This window comes from Halorussus vallis, from assembly GCF_024138165.1.
Lineage (GTDB): Archaea > Halobacteriota > Halobacteria > Halobacteriales > Haladaptataceae > Halorussus > Halorussus vallis.
The window spans coordinates 1,343,206-1,362,269 of record NZ_CP100000.1 but is presented as its reverse complement, the minus strand read 5'-3'; the positions used below and the strand labels follow the sequence as shown (position 1 = coordinate 1,362,269).

14 protein-coding genes and 1 pseudogene are annotated in these 19,064 nt (G+C 69.8%); 6 read left to right on the top strand and 9 right to left on the bottom strand.

Going from position 1 to position 19,064, the window contains the following annotated elements; all coding sequences use genetic code 11:
• Window positions 1-29: 29 nt before the first annotated feature.
• The 3 genes and pseudogenes from NGM07_RS07060 to NGM07_RS07050 all read right to left on the bottom strand — a co-directional run.
• A pseudogene (locus NGM07_RS07060) lies at window positions 30-3,095 on the bottom strand (PAS domain S-box protein); the annotation flags it as partial.
• Window positions 3,096-3,193: 98 nt separating this feature from the next.
• Entirely contained in the window at window positions 3,194-4,996 is a 1,803-nt protein-coding gene (locus NGM07_RS07055; RefSeq protein ID WP_253518809.1) for an asparagine synthetase B family protein, read from the bottom strand.
• Between the two features lie 175 nt (window positions 4,997-5,171).
• Window positions 5,172-7,658: an autotransporter outer membrane beta-barrel domain-containing protein gene (locus NGM07_RS07050; RefSeq protein WP_253518806.1), complete on the bottom strand. Its 2,487-nt coding sequence runs from the start codon at window positions 7,656-7,658 to the stop codon at window positions 5,172-5,174.
• Window positions 7,659-7,866: 208 nt separating this feature from the next.
• Between NGM07_RS07050 and NGM07_RS25315 the strand changes: the two genes are divergently transcribed.
• From NGM07_RS25315 to NGM07_RS07030, 5 genes are all read left to right on the top strand, one after another.
• Complete coding sequence (locus NGM07_RS25315) at window positions 7,867-7,989, top strand: hypothetical protein (protein WP_256524934.1); 123 nt, start codon at window positions 7,867-7,869, stop codon at window positions 7,987-7,989.
• Between the two features lie 150 nt (window positions 7,990-8,139).
• Window positions 8,140-9,018, top strand: coding sequence for a DUF4129 domain-containing protein (locus tag NGM07_RS07045; protein ID WP_253518804.1), 879 nt, complete (start codon window positions 8,140-8,142; stop codon window positions 9,016-9,018).
• Complete coding sequence (locus NGM07_RS07040; RefSeq protein WP_253518801.1) at window positions 9,015-9,608, top strand: DUF7269 family protein; 594 nt, start codon at window positions 9,015-9,017, stop codon at window positions 9,606-9,608. The genes NGM07_RS07045 and NGM07_RS07040 overlap by 4 nt, the downstream gene beginning before the upstream one ends.
• The gene (locus NGM07_RS07035) at window positions 9,605-11,125 is read left to right on the top strand and encodes a DUF58 domain-containing protein (protein ID WP_253518799.1); all 1,521 of its coding nucleotides are present in this window, start codon (window positions 9,605-9,607) and stop codon (window positions 11,123-11,125) included. The genes NGM07_RS07040 and NGM07_RS07035 overlap by 4 nt, the downstream gene beginning before the upstream one ends.
• Window positions 11,122-11,817, top strand: a complete 696-nt coding sequence (locus NGM07_RS07030) for a DUF7519 family protein (RefSeq protein WP_253518797.1) — start codon at window positions 11,122-11,124, stop codon at window positions 11,815-11,817. The genes NGM07_RS07035 and NGM07_RS07030 overlap by 4 nt, the downstream gene beginning before the upstream one ends.
• A gap of 67 nt (window positions 11,818-11,884) precedes the next feature.
• Here NGM07_RS07030 and NGM07_RS07025 read toward each other — a convergent pair whose 3' ends face one another.
• The 5 genes from NGM07_RS07025 to NGM07_RS07005 all read right to left on the bottom strand — a co-directional run bounded on the left by NGM07_RS07025 (window position 11,885) and on the right by NGM07_RS07005 (window position 15,866).
• A complete protein-coding gene (locus NGM07_RS07025) occupies window positions 11,885-12,619 on the bottom strand; it encodes a hypothetical protein (protein WP_253518795.1) in 735 nt (244 codons plus the stop codon).
• Between the two features lie 145 nt (window positions 12,620-12,764).
• The gene (locus NGM07_RS07020) at window positions 12,765-13,715 is read right to left on the bottom strand and encodes an AAA family ATPase (RefSeq protein WP_253518793.1); all 951 of its coding nucleotides are present in this window, start codon (window positions 13,713-13,715) and stop codon (window positions 12,765-12,767) included.
• A 103-nt stretch (window positions 13,716-13,818) separates the two neighbouring features.
• Window positions 13,819-14,478 (bottom strand): bacterio-opsin activator domain-containing protein, encoded by a 660-nt coding sequence (locus NGM07_RS07015; RefSeq protein ID WP_253518792.1) that lies wholly within the window; start codon window positions 14,476-14,478, stop codon window positions 13,819-13,821.
• Between the two features lie 193 nt (window positions 14,479-14,671).
• Window positions 14,672-15,328 carry a helix-turn-helix domain-containing protein gene (locus NGM07_RS07010; protein WP_253518790.1) on the bottom strand — a complete coding sequence of 219 codons (657 nt, stop codon included), beginning with the start codon at window positions 15,326-15,328 and terminating at the stop codon, window positions 14,672-14,674.
• Between the two features lie 142 nt (window positions 15,329-15,470).
• Window positions 15,471-15,866, bottom strand: a complete 396-nt coding sequence (locus tag NGM07_RS07005; RefSeq protein ID WP_253518788.1) for a DUF7975 family protein — start codon at window positions 15,864-15,866, stop codon at window positions 15,471-15,473.
• 671 nt (window positions 15,867-16,537) lie between these two features.
• Between NGM07_RS07005 and NGM07_RS07000 the strand changes: the two genes are divergently transcribed.
• Window positions 16,538-17,170: an adenylate kinase gene (locus tag NGM07_RS07000; protein WP_253518786.1), complete on the top strand. Its 633-nt coding sequence runs from the start codon at window positions 16,538-16,540 to the stop codon at window positions 17,168-17,170.
• Window positions 17,171-17,233: 63 nt separating this feature from the next.
• Here the strand turns inward: NGM07_RS07000 and NGM07_RS06995 are convergent, their stop codons facing one another.
• Complete coding sequence (locus tag NGM07_RS06995) at window positions 17,234-18,931, bottom strand: hypothetical protein (RefSeq protein ID WP_253518783.1); 1,698 nt, start codon at window positions 18,929-18,931, stop codon at window positions 17,234-17,236.
• Window positions 18,932-19,064: the final 133 nt, after the last annotated feature.

The following is a 19,064-nucleotide window of genomic DNA, read 5'->3' as shown; positions in this document are numbered from 1 at the left end:
CGCTCGCGCTCGACGCGGTCGAGGGCGGCCTCGGCGGTCGCGGCCAGCAGTTCGGTCAGCCGACGGGTGTGTTCGTCGAACGCGCCGAGTTCGGTCGACCCCGCGGCGAGGACGCCGTGGTCGCCCAGCGGGACGAACACGCCGCTCCTGGCCGAGTACGACCGGTCGAACAGGTCGGGCGACTCGTGGATGTCGTCGAAGCTGGCGGCCGTCCCCGCGGCGTAGACGGCGCCAACGATGCTGTCGTCGGCCGGGACCGTCGGCGCGTCTTCGAGCGCGGAGGAGACGTGTTCGGTGTACGTCGTGGGTCTGAGGACACCCGCAGCTTCGTCGGGGACGTAGATGCAGGTGAACGGGAGGTCGGCGATCTCCGCCGCCGCCGTGACGACCTCCTCGAAGACGGCCTCGACCGACCCGGCGCTCGACAGTCGTCGCGCCGTGCCGTGGAGCGCCGTGAGCGCCCCCTCGTACCGGGTCCGCTCGGTCACGTCGAAGGCGACGCCGACCACGCGGACGACCTCGTCGTCGTCGACGGTGGGTCTGACGGCGTTGTCGAAGACCCGCCCGTCGACCTCGTGGGTCGAGTGGACCGTCTCGCCCGCGAGCGCCCGGCGGTGGGAGTCGACGATGCCGGGGTTGTCGGCGTAGACGTCGAACACCGACTCGCCAACGACCTCGCCGGGTTCAAGGCCGAGGGCGTCGAGGCCCGCGCCCTCCGAGAGGGTGAACCGGCCCTCGGCGTCGAGGGCGTACACCACCAGCGGACCGTTGTCGACCAGCGATTCGAGGCGCTCCGTGCGGGCTTCGAGTTCGCGCTCGTGTTCCAGTCGCTCGGAGATGTCCCGGGTGACGCCGACCGACCCGCGGTAGTCGCCGTCGGCCGCCAGGAGCGCGATTCTGGACTCCACCGGGAGGCGTTCGCCGTCCCGCCGGAGCAGGTCGTCGGCGATGACGCCGACTTCGCGCTCGCCCGAGCGGATGTGCTCTCTGACCTCGAACGACTCCGCGAGCGTCTCCTCCTCGACGATGAGCGAGAGGTCCGCGTCGAGCAGTTCCGCGCGGTCGTAGCCGGTCATCTCCGCGAAGGCGTCGTTGACCAGAGTGAATCGCAGGTCGTCGTCGACCGCGTAGATGCCGTCGCTGGCGGTCCGGACGATGGTTTCGTACCGTTCGAGTTCCCGCTCGCGCTCCTTGCGGTCGGTCACGTCTCGGATGAGGCCGACGACGCGGTCGGCGTCGGCGTCGTCGACCCGGCCGCGACACTCGACCCACCGCTCGTCGCCGTCGTCCCGCAGGACGCGGTGTTCGAGCGGGGTGGAGGTCGCGCCCGGACCGCTCACCCAGTCGCACTCGGCGACCCGGTCGGCGTCCTCGGGGTGGACCCGCTCGAAGAACGCCTGGGCGGTCCCCTCGAACTCGCCGGGTTCGACGCCGAAGATGCGCTCTGCGGTTTCGTCCCAGACCACCTCGTCGGTTCGGCGGTTCCACTCCCACACGCCGTTGTCGGTCCCCGTCAGCGCGAGTTCGAGTCGGTTGCGCGTCGCTTCGAGTTCGAGTTCCCGCTCCTTGCGCTCCGTGACGTCGCGCGAGTACACCGAGAGGCCGGCCGCCGAGGGGTAGACGGTGATCTCGGCCCACACGCCCCAGCGCTCCTCGTAGTTCTCGAAGGTCACCGCCTCCTGGGTCGAAAGCGCCTCGACGAACCGGGGGTAGACGTCGCCGTCGCGGAACTCGGGGAAGCACTCGGTGATCTTCTCGCCGACGAGTTCGTCGGCCGACACGCCCAGGCGGGCGGCCATCTCGTCGTTCCAGCGCACGACGCGGAACTCCCGGTCGAGCGCGTAGAAGCCGTCGGTGATGCGGTCCAGGACGTCGTCGAGTTCGGATTCGAGTCGCTTGCGGTCGGTCACGTCCCGGGAGTAGATGGTGACGCCCGACTCCGAGGGGTAGAGCTGCGATTCGAACCACCGGTCGACCTGCGGGAGGTGTTCGACGAGGTCGACGCACTCCTGACTGTCGAGTGCTCGCCGGACCGCCTCGTGGATACCGAGTTCTTTCGTCTCGGGAATCGCGTCCCAGAGGACGCGCCCGTACAGGTCGTCGGCCGACTCGCCGATCCACTGGGCGGCAATCTCTCGCGCACCGCTGTTGAGATACGTGTACCGACACTCCGCGTCGAGGGCCCAGACGACGTCACTCACTCGGTTCAGCGCGGCCGCCTTCTCGCATTCGACCGCCCGCTTCTCGGCTTCGAGGGCCCGTCGTTCCGTGAGGTCACGGACGACGCCGACCGTCCCCGTACTGTCGTCGGTCAGCGGAAACGGCGTGAGCGTACCCTCGACGGGGACGGTCGCCCCGTCGCTCCGCAGTAACTCGACTTCGACGGTCACGCTCTCGTCGTCGCCCATCTCCCGGCGGACCTCGTCGGCCCGTTCGAACGTCTCGGCGTTCAGGACCGTCGAGGCGTGTTCGCCGACCAACTCGTCGTGCCCGTACCCCACCATGTCGGCGTAGGCGTCGTTGACGAGCGTGAACCGGTACTCGTCGTCGAGGACGTAGACGCCGTCGGCTGTGGTGTCGACGATGGCCTCGAACTGTTCGAGCGCGCGTTCGCGGCGCTTGCGGTCGGTGACGTCCCGGACGTAGACGGTCAGCCCCGACTCGGAGGGGTGGCATCGGACGTCGAACCACGACTCACCCGGCGGGTAATACTCCTCGAACGCGACCGGTGCCTGGGTCTCCATCGCCTCGCGGCACCCCCGGTACAGCTCCGTGGCTTCGAGTGCGGGGTAGACCTCCCAGACGACCTCGCCGAGCATCTCCTCGCAGGGGACGTCGAACAACCGGCGGCTGAGCGTATCGCCGGCGTCGTTGACGTAGACGTACCGGAGTTCGGCGTCGAGCGCGTACACCGCGTCGGTCGTCCGGTCGAGGACTGCCCGCAGGTCGGCGGCCGAGTCGGCCGAAGTGTCCGACCCCGGGGCCCCGCCCTCGGGAGGTTCCGGGGGTTCCGGCGGCCCCGACGGCCCGCTGGGGCCGCCGTCTGGCGGTTTGCGCGGCCCGTCGCCGCCGTTCGCCGTGTTTCCCTTTCCCATGCAGGGTGGGTAGGCAACAGGCGGATAAGAGTGTTTCAGTGAACGGACTTACGCCGGACAGGAATCGCGAGGAATCCGCCGCCTCGCCGGGCGAGCGTTCACGCGACCAGGCGCGGCGCGACGTCCTCGACGACCTCGTCGGGTTCGCGGTCGGCTATCGCGGCGACCGTCAGGAGGTTGTACAGCTCTCGAGCGCCGTAGTCGCCCTCGCCGCGGAGCACCGACGCGACCGCCTCGTCGGCGAACGGCGTCCGGTCGGCCCGCCGGAGTTGGGCGACGATGGCGTCGTCGAGGCCCTCGGGCGACCCGCCGCCGCCCAGCAGTCCGGCGACCGTCCGCTTGACCGCGGGGTACCGACAGACGAGTCCGGCGGCGAACTGCTTGGCCCGGTGTTCGAGCGAGGTCACGGGCGCGCCGTAGTTGGCGTCGTCGACCGCACAGAGCGCGGGGTCGAGTTCGTCGAGGAACGCCGCCTGGAGTTTGCTTCCGGTCTTCTGGGCGGCGGGGACGCCCATCGCGTAGCGGAAGAACCGCGGCGAGTAGAACGGCGAGACGCTCCAGAAGTAGTAGCGGTTGCGGTCCTCGCCGTGGTTGAGCCAGTTGATGCCGCGCTCGCGCACGAGGAAGTGGACGTACTTGCCCTGGTAGGACGACTCGGGGTAGGACGCCAGTCGGGTTTCGACCGCGTCGACCAGCGCCTCGGGGTCCAGCCCCGCGATGGCGGCGGCCCGCTCGGGGTCGAAGATGCTGTGGGCGTCGACGACGTACTCCGCGAGGTCCCGCCGGGAGGAGAACGACCGGGGCGCGGTGATGTCGGGCAGCGCCTTGTCGCCGCCGTCGCCGGTGACGTACACCAGCGGGCCGTGGGCGTCGCGGAGTTGCTCGAAGAAGTCGAGGATGAACGACATGGCGAGGAAGTTCATCCCCTGTTTCATCTCCAGCAGGTCGGCGCGGTGGGCCTCGGACCCCTCCGCGCGGTAGTGCTCCCAGTCGACGTCGAGGACGCCGGCGGTCTCCCGGGCCAGTCGGACGTCGGCGTCGTTCGCGCCGCCCGGCTTCTCGAACGTCGCGGCGGTGAAGTCGACGCCCGCGGCGTCATAGCCCCCGCCGACCGCCCGCGAGTCGAGGCCGCCCGACATCGAGACGACGTTCGGGACGCCGGGGACGTCGCGGTCGGCGCAGGCCTCGGCGAACCGCGAGGCGAGTTCGGCGGCGTTCTCCCCGACGCTCCTGTTGGCGTGGGGCGTCCCCTCGAAGTCGTGGCGGTGGAGTCGGTCGACTCGGACGCCGAACTCCCCGCCGTGGGCGTCGTCCTCGACGTGGAGCGCCGACCCCGGTGGCACTCGGCGTACCGACTCGAACAGCGTCCGGTCGCCGAGGCGGTAGCCGAACAGCAGGCTCTGGGCCACCGCCAGTCGGTCCATGTCGGGGGCGTCGCCGACGTGGTGGGCGAAGTCCCGAACGAACTTGAGTTCGCGCGATACCACGATGGCGTCGCCGACCGTGGCGTAGTACACCGGCAGGCGCGCGAAGACGTCGTTGACGATGCGCACCGCGCCGGTGTCCTTCTCGTAGGCGACCAGGAGGAAGTCCCCGTCGCGCGCGCCGGCCCAGGCGGCGACCTCCTCGGTCCGGCCGTCCAGGAGCGCGGTGCCGACCGTCCGGAGGTCGCGGCGCTCGTCCTCGGCGTCGTAGAGGCGTCCTTCGAGGACGAACAGCGCTTCGGGCGTCTCGACGGTCCGAACGGGGTAGTCGGGATAGCCGCTGAACCCGAGGAACGTCCGACCGTCGGAGATCGCCGTCTGGGCGTCGTACTCGTCGGTGAAGCGCACCGCGTCCAGGGCCGACGACGCGGCGGCCTCCGGGACGCCGGAACCGCTGACGAGGCTAATACCTGGCATCGTGTATCACGAGATTACCGTTCGCTATGCCGTCGTTCATGTTTGTTATACGTCACCTGCGGGTGCGACAGGTCGCTCCTGCGGTCCCCGAAGGGACGGCGGGGCGTCGCCGTACGCGTCGCCTGACCTCGCGGTAGACGGGGGCTGAAGCGGGGAGAAGAGTGCGGAAGTCGGCTCAGTCCGTGCGGTTCATCTCGACGCTGGCGGTGCCGTCGATGCGGAAACCGGTCAGGCTGCCCGAGAACCGGAAGCCGTCCTTGCCGCCGACGACCCGGCCCGAGACGGTACCGTCCGAAATCGTGTCGTAGGCGTTGACCGACCCGAGGTCGGCGGCCTTCTCGACGTCGCCGCTGACCTTGAACTCGTAGTTGCTGACGGTCGTCCGCGGGCCGCCGTCGATGACGATGGCGTTGGGGAGGTCGGGTTCGAGGCTCGGGAGCGACGCGGGGTCGACTTCGGTTCCGTCGACGGTGAGCGTCACGTCGCCGCTGGCCGCGAAGCCGGTGATGTCGCCCGAGAAGCGGTAGGCGTCGGTGCCGCCCGCCACGCCCCCGGTCGCCGTGCTTCCCGAGACGGCGTCCTCGGAATCGACGCTCGCGCCGCCGGCGGAACTCTTCGCGAGGTCGCCGCCGACGGCGACCTCGTACTCGACCAGTTCGTTCGGGCCGCCGCCGGAGACGGTCAGCACGCGCGTGCCGAGCGACGCGGGGTCGACCTCGGTGCCGTTGACCGTCACGGTCACGTCGCCGTCGGCCGAGAAGTCGGTGATCGCGCCTTCGAACGCGTAGGCGTCGGTGCCGCCCGCCACGCCGCCGGTCGCGGTGTTGCCCGAAACCGAGTCCTCGGAGTCGATGGTCGCGCCGGCCGCCGAACTCCGGCGCATCGCGCCGGTGACGCTGAACTCGTAGGAGACGAGGTCCGACCCGCCGCCGCCGGAGATGGCGACGAGGTTCGGGAGCGAGGGCTCCTGAGTGGTTTCCTCGGGTGTGGTCGTCTCCTCGGGTGTGGTCGTCTCTTCGGGCGTCGTCGTCTCTTCGGGCGTCGTGGTCTCGTCGGTCGTCCCCGACCCGTCGAGGTTCGGGAGCGAGGCGGCGTCTATCTGCCGGCCGTTCAGTTCGAGGGTGACGTCGCCGCTGGCCGCGAAGCCGGTGATGTCGCCCGAGAAGCGGTAGGCGTCGGTGCCGCCGGCCACGCCGCCGGTCGCGGTGTTCCCCGAAATCACGTCCTCGGGGTCGATGGACGCGCCGCCGGCCGTGCTCTTGCCGAGTTCGCCGCTGACGGCGACCTTGTACTCGACGAGGTCGCCCCCGCCGCCGCCGGAGACGGTGAGGAGGTTCGGGAGGTCGGACCCGCCCGCGTCGCCCGACAGCGAGCAGGACCCGCGGGTGATGTCGCTGGTGTCGACCGTCGAGTTCGCGAAGTCGAGGGTGCGCCCGCCCGCGTCGATGCAGTTCGACCGGACCACGCAGTCGCTCCGGCCCTCGATGGCGACGCCGTCGGTGTCGCCGTCGGTGACGATGGTGGAGTTCTCGACGATGACGCCCTCGGGCGGTCGGCCGGAGGTGGCGGTCGGGTACGACTGCGGACCGGCCTCGACGCCGGCGTGGGCGTTCGCGCCTTCGACGCGAATCCGACAGTTCCGGACCGCGAAACTGCCGAAGTACTGGTTCGAGTGGCCCGTCCCGGCGTTGACCGCCGAGGCCTGCTGGGGCGGATCGTCGGAGTTCGTCCCGTCGACGATGAGGTCGCAGTCCTCGATGAGGGCGTTGTACGCCTGGGCGTGGACCTTCTCGGACGGCGACTGGCGGTTTGCCCGGAGCCAGACGCAGTAGTTCGGACCGGGCTTGTTCATCGTCTGCTTGATGGTCGTGTTCCGGACCACGCAGTCCTTGCCGGCGAGTCGGACGTTGACGCGGTTGTTCTCCCAGTAGGAGTTGACGATGCGGACCGCGCCGGTCGAGACGCCGGAGTGGTAGATGCCCCGACTCCAGAAGTTCCGGACGTCGACGTTGTCGAGCGTCAGCGTGCCGACGTGGTGCTGGCTCACGTAGTAACAGCCGACCGACGAGGTGGTCTTGGCGTTGACGCCGTAGACCGACCCGTGGGGGGCCGAGACGTTCTCGAACCGCCCGGTAGCGTCGGGATCGCGGACGCTGGCGAAGAAGACCCGGAAACCGCTCCCCCCGGCCTTGCCCGTCACGTCCACGTTCCTGACCGTCCAGTCGGTGCCGGAGCTACGGACCCAGATGTAGGGCATCCGGCCGGTGACGGTGTTGTCGATTTCGAAGCCGTCGACCGTCCAGTCGCTGCCCGAGCAGTGGAGCATCGTCGCGCCCTCGTCGCCCGGAATCAGCTTCGCGCCGTCGCCGACGAGCGCGTAGTTGCTCGCCGAGAGGCGGACGCTGTTCACCCGGTAGGTCCCTTCCGGGAAGTACGCTTCCACGCCGTTGTCGACGACGCGCTGGAGGACGCCGTCGATCGGGTCGTTCCCGTTCGGGTCGGCCCCGGCGTCGACGACGTTCACTCGTTCTCGCTCTGCACTTACTGCGCCTGCCGCGCCCGCGGCGGCGGCCGAGGTGGCCGCCGCGCCGGCTAACTTTAGGTAGTCTCTGCGGTGGAGGGACGACCGCTCTCGTCGGTCGCCCGCAGTGTCGCGTGCCATGCCGATTTCAAGGTCCTATGCACCTCTTAAAAGGTTACTGGTTTCGAGTTCAATTTGAAGTTTATAACTTATATGATGGTTGGCGATGCGGCGGCGTCGACCGCCCGCCCGCGCGAATTCCCGACCCCGGCACGCGGACGCGGGCTATCAGCCCCCCGTCAATCACCGTCTGAAAATCTGAAACCGTTGACAAACCCGGCTACAGGCGGTGCCTGACGCCGACCGTCTCGAGGCCGAAGTCCCCGGAGACGACACCGCCGAACCTCCCCGACTCCCGAGGAGAAAACGGTTCACGGGAGCGCTTTCGGTGTCGTTAGTCGACCGCCGCTGACGGCCGGACCGCCGGTTCGACCGCCGCTCGGGGCCGTTCCCGAGGAAATCCGCCGTCACGGCCTGCGATTGTCCATTTCCGTGTCGTTATCCGCCTTATAACTAAACGACCCGCAGGACTAGCCTGTGACGACTCGGTTCCACGTTCACCATGAACGACACGCTCGTCTCCGCCGTCGTCGGACTGCTGTGTATCGCCGCCGTCGGTATGTCGGCGACCACGCTCGAATCGTCGGTTTCCTCGACTCCCGACGACGTGCTCTCCCACGACCAGGTCCCGATAAGCCAGGAGGACGCCAGGCAGTTCAAGAAGGAGTTCCAGTCCGACGGGACGGGCGCGGCCGCCGGTTCCGGCGACCAGAAGCGCCAGGCCCACAAGAAGAACGAAAAGCAAGCCCAGGCCCAGAAACAGGGCGAGCAACGACAGCAGTCCCAACAGCAAAAGCAGAAACAGCAGCAAAAGCAACAACAACAGCAACAGAAGCAGGCGAAGACGGACCCGACCGTCGAGAAGCAGAGCCTGCTCGAGAAACTGCTCGCGTTCCTGAAGCAGTGGGGGCCGCTCCTCCTCGTCCTCGCCCTGCTCGGGGGACTGGCCTACCGCTACCGCGACCGAATCGCGGCGCTCCTGGCCGCGCTCTCCCCCTCGGGCCGGAACGACGGCGACGGCGGTCCCGGCCGACCGTGGGCCGACACCGACCCCGGCGACGAGGTCCAGCGGTCGTGGCTCTCGCTGGCCCGCCGAACCCACGTCGACCGGCCGCGGGCGACGACCACCGAGGAGTACGCCGACGCCGCCGTCGAACAGGGGATGGACCCCGACGCGGTCGAGACCATCACCCGCGAGTTCGAGGCGGTGCGCTACCGCGGCGCCGACGTGACCGACGACCGCGAGCGCCGGGCCAGAGAGGGCCGGGAGAATCTGCGCGGCGGCGGTCGCCCCGCGACCGACGGCGCGGGCGAGGGGTACGACGGACGGGGCGGTCCGAGCGACGGTTCGGCCGGCGACGAGCGAGGTGACGACCGATGAAGTCGCTGCGCTACCTCTTCGGCCTCGCCGGCGGCCTCGCGGTCGGCCTGGCGCTCGGGGCGCTCCTCGGGATGCCGGTCCCGTTGCCGGTCGACCCCCTCGTGTCGCTGGTGGGCAACGACTACCTCTTCGTCGTCGTGTTCGCGGCCGTCGCGGCCGTCGTCACCCTCGCGGTCGTCGGCCTCCGGGCGGTTTCGGAGGTTTCCCAGTCGGCCCCGCCGGACCCCGAGGAGGTTACCTCCGGCCCTCGGCCGGGTGCGGAGTTCGACCGCTACGTCGACGACGGTCTGACGATTCGCGAGCGCCTGTTCGGCGACGACGCCGACGAGATGCGCGACAGACTCCGCGAAACCGCGGTCAAGACGACGATGCGGGCCGACGACTGCGACCGCGAAACCGCTCGCCGGCGCGTCGAGGCCGGCGAGTGGACCGACGACCGGGCGGCGGCGTCGTTCCTCGTCAGCGAGTCGCCGTCGCTCGGCCTCGCCGGCGACGTTCGGGCCGCCCTCCGAGGTGAATCCGGATTCCAGCGCGGGGCGCGCCGGACCGCCACTGCCATCGCCGAGAAGGCCACGGAGGTGCGGCGATGACGACCACCCGGACCACCGACCGGTGGCGCGCCGTGGTCGCGCTCGCGCTGTTCGCGGGTGTCGTCGGCATCGTCGCCAAGCGACCGCTCGCGCTCCTCTCGGCGGTCGTGGCGGTGGCGTTCGCGGTGTACCCCCGCGTCTCGCCGACGCCGGCGGTGTCGCTCGACATCGAGCGGGCGGTCGAAGAGCGCGCCCGGAGCGGCGAGACGGTCGGGGTGACCGTCACGCTCCGCAACACGGGCGACCGGACGCTCCCGGACGTCCGCATCGTCGACGGCGTGCCCCCGATGCTCACCGTCGCGGAAGGGAGCGCGCGCCACGCCGCGGTCCTGCGACCCGGCGCGACGACCACGTTCTCCTACGAGGTCGAGGCGGTCGCGGGCCGCCACCAGTTCGACCCCGCGACGGTCATCGCCCGCGACTGGAGCGGCGCGACCGAGGTCGAGACCACCGTCGGCACCGAGACGGAGATCGACTGCACCGCCGACGTGCCCGAGGTGCCGCTCCGCCAGCAGACCGACGCTCGCGTCGGCCCGCTGGCGACCGACTCGGGCGGGTCGGGCGTCGAGTTCTACCGGACCCGGGGCTACCAGCGCGGCGACCCCATGAGCCGAATCGATTGGAACCGCCTGGCCCGGACCGGCGAACTCACCACGGTCGACTTCCGCGAGGAACGGGCGGCGAGCGTGGTCGTCTGCATCGATGCCCGGCGGCCCGCCTACCGGGCGCGCGAGGACGAACCCCACGCGGTCGCCTACGGCAAGGCGGCCGCCGAGAGCCTCGTCACCGCGCTGTTGGGCACCCGCCAGCGGGTCGGCATCGCGGCCATCGGCCGGGAGTTCTGCTGGCTCGCGCCCGGCGCGGGCACCGAACACGCCGCCCGCGCCCGGGAGACGCTGGCGACCCATCCGACGCTGTCGGCCGTGCCCCCCGAAGAGCACGAGGCGGCCGAAACCGCGGGTGGGGCCTCGGCCGACGGCGACGCGTGGGACCCCGGCAGGTCGGGCGTCGCGCCCGTCGACCCGACCGAGGACGGCGAGGGAGCGGCCGACGACGCCGACACGGCCGAGGACGCTGCGGCCGAGCGGAAGGCGAAAGCGGTCGCCGACGGCGGGCGGTCGCGCGCCGGCGCGGAGTCCGGTTCCGATTCCGGGTTCAGGTCCGGCGGGAGCGAACGCGACGACGCCGGGCGCGACCGCGACCAGTCGCCCGTCGAGTCGCAGGTCACCGAACTCAAGAAACGCCTCGCCGCCGACACCCAGTTGCTGTTCGTCACGCCGCTGGCCGACGAGTTCCCGGTCGAAACCGCGCTCGAACTCGAGGCTCGGGGCACCTCGGTGTCGGTCGTCAGCCCCGACGTGACTGCCGACGAGACGCCGGGCGACAAGCTGGCGCGGGTCGAGCGCGAGAACCGGGTCCACGCCCTCCGGCGGTCGAGCGTCCCGGTCGTCGACTGGGACCCCGACGACCGCCTCGGCGCGGCCATCGCGGCGTCGCTCCGGAGGCGGTCGGCGTGACCGCCTCTGGAGCGGTTTCGAAGCGGCCGACGCTCGCGGGGAGCGTCCTCGCAATCGCGGCGGCGCTCGCCTCGGTGCGGTTCGTCGCGTCGGGGTCGGGTCAACTCCCGCCGCTCGCGCTCGCCGCGGTCGCCGCGGGTATCTTCGGCGTCGGTGCGGCGGTCCGCGAGCGCGACCAGGACTTCCTCGGGTGGGCGTTCGTCGCCCTCGGCGCGCTGGCGGCGGTCGGCGCGGTGGGCTACGCCTGGAGCGCCCCGCCGTCCTTCTCCGAGAAGGTCGTCGTCCTGCCGGGCGTGGTCGGCGTGGCGTTCGTCGCGGCCGCGCTCGTTCCGGTGCGAGCGGGGTGGGAGCGACGCCTCCTCGGGGTCGGCCTCGCGTGGCTGGCCATCTGCGTCATGGCCGCGGTCATCATGCAGGAGGCGACCAAGATAGACGTCCTCTGGTCGATGGCCGCCGCGATACTGTCGTGGGACGCCGGAAAGAACGCCGTCAGCCTCGGCCAGCAGGTCGGACGGGGCGCCCGGACGTGGACGGTCGAGGCGGTCCACGGCGGCGCGAGTTTCGCCGTGGCGCTGCTGGCGGTCGTCGGGGCTGTGGGCGTCTACGACCTGAACGTGACCGGCGTCTCGCTCGCGGCGCTGGCGCTGCTGTTGGGCGGCGCCATCTCGCTGGCGGTGGCGCTGTACAACTGAGCGAGGTCGCGGGCGTCTCGTCTCCGTCGTTCGGACGGTACGAGGCGAACGGAGTCCCCCCGAACCGTCAGGAGGTGGACTGTAACCGGTACCGGCGCGCCAGTTCTCGGAGGTGCGGGATGAGTTCCGAGTGCTCCTTCGCGTGGAGGATGTACCGAGTCACGTCCCGGTCGAGGGTTTCTGCCATGAACGGTTCCCCCCAGAAACTGACCAGCGCGCTCGCGGCGTCGCCTTCAGAGGCGGTGTGGATGAACGCGACGCTCTCGTCGATGTTCCGCCAGTGAACGTCGACGGACGTCCGGTCGTCCACCGCCTCCGCGAGCAGCGGTTCGACGTCGGATTCCCACCGTCCGCGCTGGCTCTCGTCGAGGACGAACTGGAGCGCGGAGACGTCTGGATTCTCGACGGCGGGTCGGACGAGGACGTCGAACGTCTCGCGTCGGCTGACCATCAGCAGACAGAGGTTGAACCAGACCAGGTCGCCTTCGGCGTCGCGCCCGAACTGTCGGCTGACCCGCCGGAGGGAGTCCGGTCCCACGAGTTCGAGTTGCGGCGGGGTCATCGCCGACCTGACTTCGGCCACCCGTCGTTCGGTGTCCGCGACCGACTGGGCGAGTTCCTGCGTCGCGGTCTCCTCCCGGAGGTCGCGGAAGAGCAGGAGCGCCAACAGCGAGGTCACGATCACCAGCAGAAACCGTTCCTGGACGAGGTTGAGGAGGTGGAGCCCCACGGCGAGGACCGCGGCGACGAGCCCTCCGACGGCGTCCCAGTCGAGCGTCCGCAGTCGGCGTTTCCGGGTCATTCCCACACGTACTCCCCGCGGCGGGATGAATCCGGCCCCGCGTCGACCGGGCCCGCGTCGACCGGCGGCGGCGCTCCGCGCATCGGCGATGGTCAGAAATCGAATCCGAGCACCGTCTCGACGAACGCGATTCGTCTCCGACCCGCTACCGCACCGTCGGCACTTCCACGTCCTCTAACACGTCCCGAATCACGGTCGACTTCCGGACGTTGTCCACCTGCGCGTCAGGGGTCAGCACGAGGCGGTGAGAGAGGCCGGGCGGGGCGACTCGCTTCACGTCGTCGGGGGTGACGAAGTCCCGGCCGGCCAGCACCGCCCGCGCCCGCGCGGTTTCGAGCAGTCGCTCGGTGCCCCGCGGCGAGACGCCCGCCTTCACGCGGGGGTCCTCGCGGGTCGTCCGGGCCACCTCGGCGATGTACCTGCGGACGTCGCGTTCGACGTCGACCGTCTCCGGGGCGGCCTGCATCGCCCGGACCGCCTCGGGCGAGCAGACGGCGTCGGCGCTCGGGATGCGCTCGTCGCGGGCGAGTCGGCGGTCGAGCAGTTCGAGTTCGCCCTCCTCGTCGGGGTAGCCCAGCGTGGTCTTGACGATGAAGCGGTCCTTCTGGGCCTCGGGGAGCGGGAAGGTGCCCTCCTGTTCGACGGGGTTCTGGGTCGCGATGACGAAGAAGGGGTCGGGCAGTTCGTGGGTTTCGCCGTCGACGGTGACCTGCCCCTCGCCCATCGCCTCGAGCAGGGCGGCCTGGGTCTTCGGCGGCGCGCGGTTGATCTCGTCCGCGAGGACGACGTTTGCGAAGATGGGGCCGGAGTCGAACTCGAACTCGCGGTCCTGTTCGTTGAACACGTGGGTACCGGTCACGTCGGCCGGCAGGAGGTCGGGCGTGAACTGGATGCGGCCGAACGACAGGCCGAGCGCGGCGGCGAAGGTCCGCGCGGTGAGGGTCTTGCCGGTGCCGGGAACGTCCTCCAGCAGGACGTGCCCGCGGGCGAGAAAGCCGGTCAACACGGTTTCGAGCACGTCCGGGTCGGCGATGACCGCGTTCGAAACCTCTGTCAGCACGTCGTCGCAGCGGGCGCTCGCTTGGCTGGCATCCATGGACTGTCGGACGGGACTGGCGCCCTTCGTTATGGGCCGTCTAAGCAGTCAGCCGACCGAACACTCCGACGGTCCGCGTCAGACCGGCGGTCGTAGAAGGCGGTTACCGATTCTGCGCGCCGCGGAAGTGGTCCTCGACCAGCGCGTCGTGGGCGCGCCGGAGTCGCTCGGAAACCGCCTGCCGGGAGACGCCGAGTTTCTCACCGACCGCCCGGAGGTCGACCGAACGGGGGACGCTGTAGTAGCCCATCTCGTGGGCGGCCATGAGCGCCTGGCGCTGCTTTGGCGTGAGCCCGACTCCGTTCGAGGCGGTCTGGTGGTCGCTGTAGAGGCGGGTGACCGTCGCGCCGTACTCCCGACAGAAGTCGTCGTCGAAGACGCTCCCGACGTCGGTGCGGTCGCCGAACCGGAGTTCGAACGACCAGACGCCGTCCTCGCCGTCGGCCTGCAACACGACGCCGCCGCGGTCGAAGATGGTTTCGGCGAACGAACGGATACCCCCGTCGAAGGTGATCTCGAACAGCGTCGCCTCGTCGCCACTGCTCAACCGTTCGACCGCGGTGACCGTCGGGTCGTTCTCCAGGAGTTCGGCGGCGCGCCACGCCTCGACGCCGGACACCCAGACGAACGGCATCACCCGGTCGTCGGACCCGCCGACCAACCGCTCCATCTCGAACTGGATTTCGGGGGCGCGCTCGAACGTCGCCCCGAGCGCCAGCGTCGACGCCGGCACCTCGACCTCGAAGACCGTCACCCCGCTCATTCTGGTTCCCCGGATGGGCGCGTCGAACGACCACCTTCCGCGATTACCGACGTAACGAACGACGTCCGTCCCATGTATCACACTACTAGCCAAAAAAACGGCATAAGGACTCGGGTTCAATATTAATGCCGGGTCGCCGCGGTCGGGCCGACCGCGGCGACCCGGGCCAGCGCGACGGACGGTCGTCGTCGGTTCAGCCGCTCGGGTGCCCGCCGTCGACGACGAGGGTGTGGCGGACGAGCGCGTCGTGGGCGCGCCGGAGTCGCTGGGAGACGGAGTTCGCCGAGATGTCGAGGCGGTCGGCGATGTCGTCGACGGTCGACTCTCTGGGCACCGAGAAGTAGCCCATCTCGGAGGCGAGAACGAGCGTCTCGCGCTGTGCGGGCGTCAGACCGAACTCGCCGTCCTTCGGTTCGGCCGTGCGGTACTTGCGGTGGAGCGTGAACGACTCGGACTCGAAGTGGTCCTGGAACGCCGAGAGCTGGTCGTCCTCGGCGAACCGGAGCTTCAGGAACCACTCGCCGTCGCTGGCTATCGCCTGCCGGACGATAGCGTGGCGGTTTATCATCTCGTCGACCCGCCGCTCGACCGACTCGGCCCACCGCACCACGAAGAGCGAACTACCGTCGAGTTCGTCGAGTACCTCGGCCTCGGCGACGCTCGGGTCGTCGGCCAGCGCGTCGCCGAACGCGTCGACGTCGTCGCCGGATGCCCAGACGAACGGCATCACCCACTCGCGACTGTGGGTCGCGAGCCGCTCGACTTCGACGCGGATGTTCGGGGTCGCCGCGAGCGACTCCGCCAGCGCGAAGCTATCGGCCGGCACCGAGAACTCGGCGATGAGGCTCATCGACTCCGAGTACCACGTACAGCTATTAAGTGCGTTCGGCGGTGATGGGGTCGGCGTCGGAGGTCAGCACCGGGGTCGGCACCGGTGGTCGGCATCGGTCGTGATGCCGGCACCGCGACCGCCCACCGTCTCGCCGGTCGGCTCAGACCGACGCCGCCCACACCCGGAAGTCCTCGGGTTGGTCGTACACGTCCCGGAACACCGCCTCGATGCACTGGGCGATTCGGTCGGGGTCGGCCAGCGCCGACACGCGGACGTTGACGCCCTCGGCCTCCTCGGGTCGGGTGATGTCGTCTATCTCGAACGCCGGGAACTCCCCCAGCAACGCCTTCAGCGCGTCGAGTTCCGCCTCGGTGCAGTCGAGGTTGAGCAGGTTCTCGCCGAACTGGACCCACGGCGGGAGTTCCTCCTCCTCGTCGGTGGCGTCGGCGTCGGCTTCGAGAGTCGCGTACGCGCTGGCCCGCTCGCGGTGGGCCTCGATGGCCTCGGCGTACAGTTCGCGGCGCTCGTCGGGGACGTCGGCGTCGAATCGGGTCATGATTCCCGGTAGGTCCGGCCGGCTGAAAAAGGTCGACTTTTCGCGGAGTCAGTACGTTGCAGTGAGGGTCGAAACCGATGTGAAAGGACCGTAGTACTCCCGCGACTACGATACGACCGAGCCTGTGTGACGGCTACGACCTAACACCACTGCGACCGCTACTCACACTCCACAACTGAGTACCGTACCGCCACAGCCACAGGCCTCCCCAGTCGACTGCGGTCCTCGGCCCTCGCGCGGTTACGTCGCACCCACGAGGGGCGCGACCGCACGCGCCACCGCGGCCGTGGAGGTTCGCGGTACCGGGTTTGGGTCACCGGCGCGCGCTGGCGCGACCCCGTGTCGCGCCTTCACGTGCGAGGGACGACCGAGTGAGCGTTAGCGAACGAAGGAGTCGGTTGGGGAGGCGTGTGGTTGCGGTGCTGTCGCGGTGCGGGACTCATTTGCATCGTGCAAGCAGGGCGCTTCGTCCGTCAAAAACACCCTTTGGTGAAGTGCAAGCAGGGCGCTTCGTTCACCAAAAATACCGTTCCACGAAGTGCAGGCACGAAATCCATAGCCGAACGTAGTCACAGGAACGAGAATGTAAAACCACACCGACAGAGGGAGATTCCCCGAATTCCGTCCGGTTTCTTTAAGCCTTTATGCGTGGGCGGTGCAGTTCTCGGTACATGGAGCCGCACATTCTGATACTCGGTGCGCCGGGCGCGGGCAAAGGAACCCAGAGCGACAACATCGTCTCGGAGTTCGGCGTCGAGCACGTCACGACCGGCGACGCGCTCCGGGCGAACAAGGAGATGGACATCGGCCACCTCGGACTTGAGTACGACACGCCCGGCGAGTACATGGACCAGGGCGAACTCGTCCCCGACGAGGTCGTCAACGAGATCGTCGACACCGCCCTCGACGAGGCCGACGGCTACGTGCTCGACGGCTACCCGCGGAATCTCGACCAGGCCGAGACGCTCTCGGAGATGACCGACCTCGACGTCGTGCTGTACCTCGACGTCGACGAGGAGGTACTCGTCGAGCGACTCACCGGCCGTCGCCTCGACCCCGAGACGGGCGACATTTACCACGTCGAGTTCGACATGCCGGACGACGAGGCGGTCCGCGAGCGACTCGTCCAGCGCGAGGACGACACCGAGGAGACGGTCCGCGAGCGCATCCGGGTCTACCACGAGAACACCGAACCGGTCGTGGAGTTCTACGACGAGCGCGGCGACCTCATCCGCATCGACGGCGAGCAGACTCCCGACGAGGTGTGGGAGGACGTCAAAGCCGCCATCGAGGAGAACGCCTGAACGCCGGCGTCCGACCGCCGAACGCTTCCTTCGGACGTTCTACTCGCGTACTTTCCTCTCGAACTACGACCAGGTCGCGGTGACCTCGCCGTCCGGCGCGTATCTGACCGCGAGGTCCGCCTGAGCGAGGCCTTCGGGAACCCGGAAGACGAGCCAACCGGCGTCCGTCGCGCCGGGGTCGTACGCGCCCTTCGGGTGGTACAGCGACCCGTCGACGGGCGACCGCAGCGTGATGGCGCCGCTCGAAGACGAGTGGAAGCCGGCGCGCGCGGTCCCGTCGACGACGACCGAGAAGTCCTTCCAGTCGGGGAACGCGGCGCGTTCGGCGGCGACGTTCTCGACCGAGAGCCGGACGAACGCGAAGGTGTAGCCCCGCTCGGCCCGTATCGTTTGGGTCTTCGAGTCGCCGTAGATGTACGACGACAGGAACCCGTCGAAGGCGTCGTTTCCGAGGTCGACGCGTATCGCCGCGCCCGCGGGCGTCGTGAATCGGTCGCCCAGCGCGCGCTCGGCGGCGAAGACGGTCGCGGAACTCGTCGCCGTCCCCGGCCGAAGTCGATACCGGGCGTGGCCGACCGTCGAGGCCTTCGCCTCGGTGGCGACGGTGGCGTTCGCCCCTGGTTCGAGTTCGTGCGCCACCGTCGCCACTCGGTGCCAGTCGGACTCGTCGTCGCCCCGTCGCTCGACGGCCGCCCGGTACGTCCCCGGCGCGTCGCCGACGTTCGTCACGGTCGCGGTCGCGGAGAACGACGACCCGACTTCGATTTCGGCGGGCGTCGTGAGGTCGGTGACCTCGAATGCGGGGAGGCGAGCGAGGTCGAACGCCCACTGCGCCTCTGGGGTCGAGTCGTCGTCCGCCGCGGTCGTCGAACCGCGTTCGTCCCGAGTTCCGGTCGTCGAACCGCGTTCGTCCCGAGTTCCGGTCGTCGAACTGCGCTCGTCCCGTTTCTCGGTCGTCGAGTCGCGTTCCTCCCCGTCAGCTCGTTCGCGGTTCCACGCGACGCTGAGGCCGTTCGTCGCCCGCTCGCGCGATACCTCGGCGAGCACCCAGCCGGTCCGCACCTCGCTCGGGGCGAGCGTTCCGGCGCGGAGCGGCCCGGCGTCCCGACCGGGGAGCGCCGACAGCGCTCCGTCTTCGCGTTCGAGGGCGACGGTTTCGCCGTCGGCGACGGAGAACCTGGCCGGTTCGACGGCGACCTCGCTCTCGGAGGGGTTCGCTACCGAGACGTCGACGGCCGCGAGGACCGACCCCTCCGCGGGCGAGACGACGCCGCGGCCGTCGGCCGCGGCGTAGAACGTGGCGGTGTGGTAGGAGACGTTCGAGACGGCGAGACTCGCGCCGTCAGCGGCGGAGAACCTCTCGCCGGCGCGGAGTCGCCGGGTCGGGACCGAGACGACGTGGGTCGCGCCCGACTCGGCGAGGGCGAGTCGGTGGTGGCCCGCGCTCTCGATGGAGAACGGGCCGACCTCGACCGTCCTCGACTCGCCGGCGGCGACGTCGGGCACGAGGACCTTCGTCGGCGAGTCGGCCGCGCCCGGTACGGTGAGTTCGTCGACGAACTCGCCGGACCGTCCGCCCGCGTTCCGCACGGAGACCGTCAGCGAGAAGGATTCGCCGAGGCCGATTTCGTCCGGACCCGACACCGCGACGTCCTCGAACCGCGCCGGTTCGCGCCGGAGCATGCTACCGAACGACTGACATCCCGCGAGCGACGACAGACCGGCCCCAGCGACGATAGAGACGAGTTTCCGACGGTTCATACGTTCCAGTATGAAAGGCGGGTTATAATTCCGTCGACCGTCAGGTCGATGCGGCGGCGGTCGGACCGGCGGTCGCCGGACCGGCGGTCGCCGGAGCGGTCGAATCGCGCCGAACGGCCCGGACCAAGAGCGA

Coding starts and splice junctions, on each gene's coding strand:
- NGM07_RS07055 (WP_253518809.1), bottom strand. CDS start 4,996: ATGCCAGGTATTAGCCTCGTCAGCGGTTCCGGCGTCCCGGAGGCCGCC.
- NGM07_RS07050 (WP_253518806.1), bottom strand. CDS start 7,658: ATGGCACGCGACACTGCGGGCGACCGACGAGAGCGGTCGTCCCTCCAC.
- NGM07_RS07045 (WP_253518804.1), top strand. CDS start 8,140: ATGAACGACACGCTCGTCTCCGCCGTCGTCGGACTGCTGTGTATCGCC.
- NGM07_RS07040 (WP_253518801.1), top strand. CDS start 9,015: ATGAAGTCGCTGCGCTACCTCTTCGGCCTCGCCGGCGGCCTCGCGGTC.
- NGM07_RS07035 (WP_253518799.1), top strand. CDS start 9,605: ATGACGACCACCCGGACCACCGACCGGTGGCGCGCCGTGGTCGCGCTC.
- NGM07_RS07025 (WP_253518795.1), bottom strand. CDS start 12,619: ATGACCCGGAAACGCCGACTGCGGACGCTCGACTGGGACGCCGTCGGA.
- NGM07_RS07020 (WP_253518793.1), bottom strand. CDS start 13,715: ATGGATGCCAGCCAAGCGAGCGCCCGCTGCGACGACGTGCTGACAGAG.
- NGM07_RS07015 (WP_253518792.1), bottom strand. CDS start 14,478: ATGAGCGGGGTGACGGTCTTCGAGGTCGAGGTGCCGGCGTCGACGCTG.
- NGM07_RS07010 (WP_253518790.1), bottom strand. CDS start 15,328: ATGAGCCTCATCGCCGAGTTCTCGGTGCCGGCCGATAGCTTCGCGCTG.
- NGM07_RS07005 (WP_253518788.1), bottom strand. CDS start 15,866: ATGACCCGATTCGACGCCGACGTCCCCGACGAGCGCCGCGAACTGTAC.
- NGM07_RS07000 (WP_253518786.1), top strand. CDS start 16,538: ATGGAGCCGCACATTCTGATACTCGGTGCGCCGGGCGCGGGCAAAGGA.
- NGM07_RS06995 (WP_253518783.1), bottom strand. CDS start 18,931: ATGAACCGTCGGAAACTCGTCTCTATCGTCGCTGGGGCCGGTCTGTCG.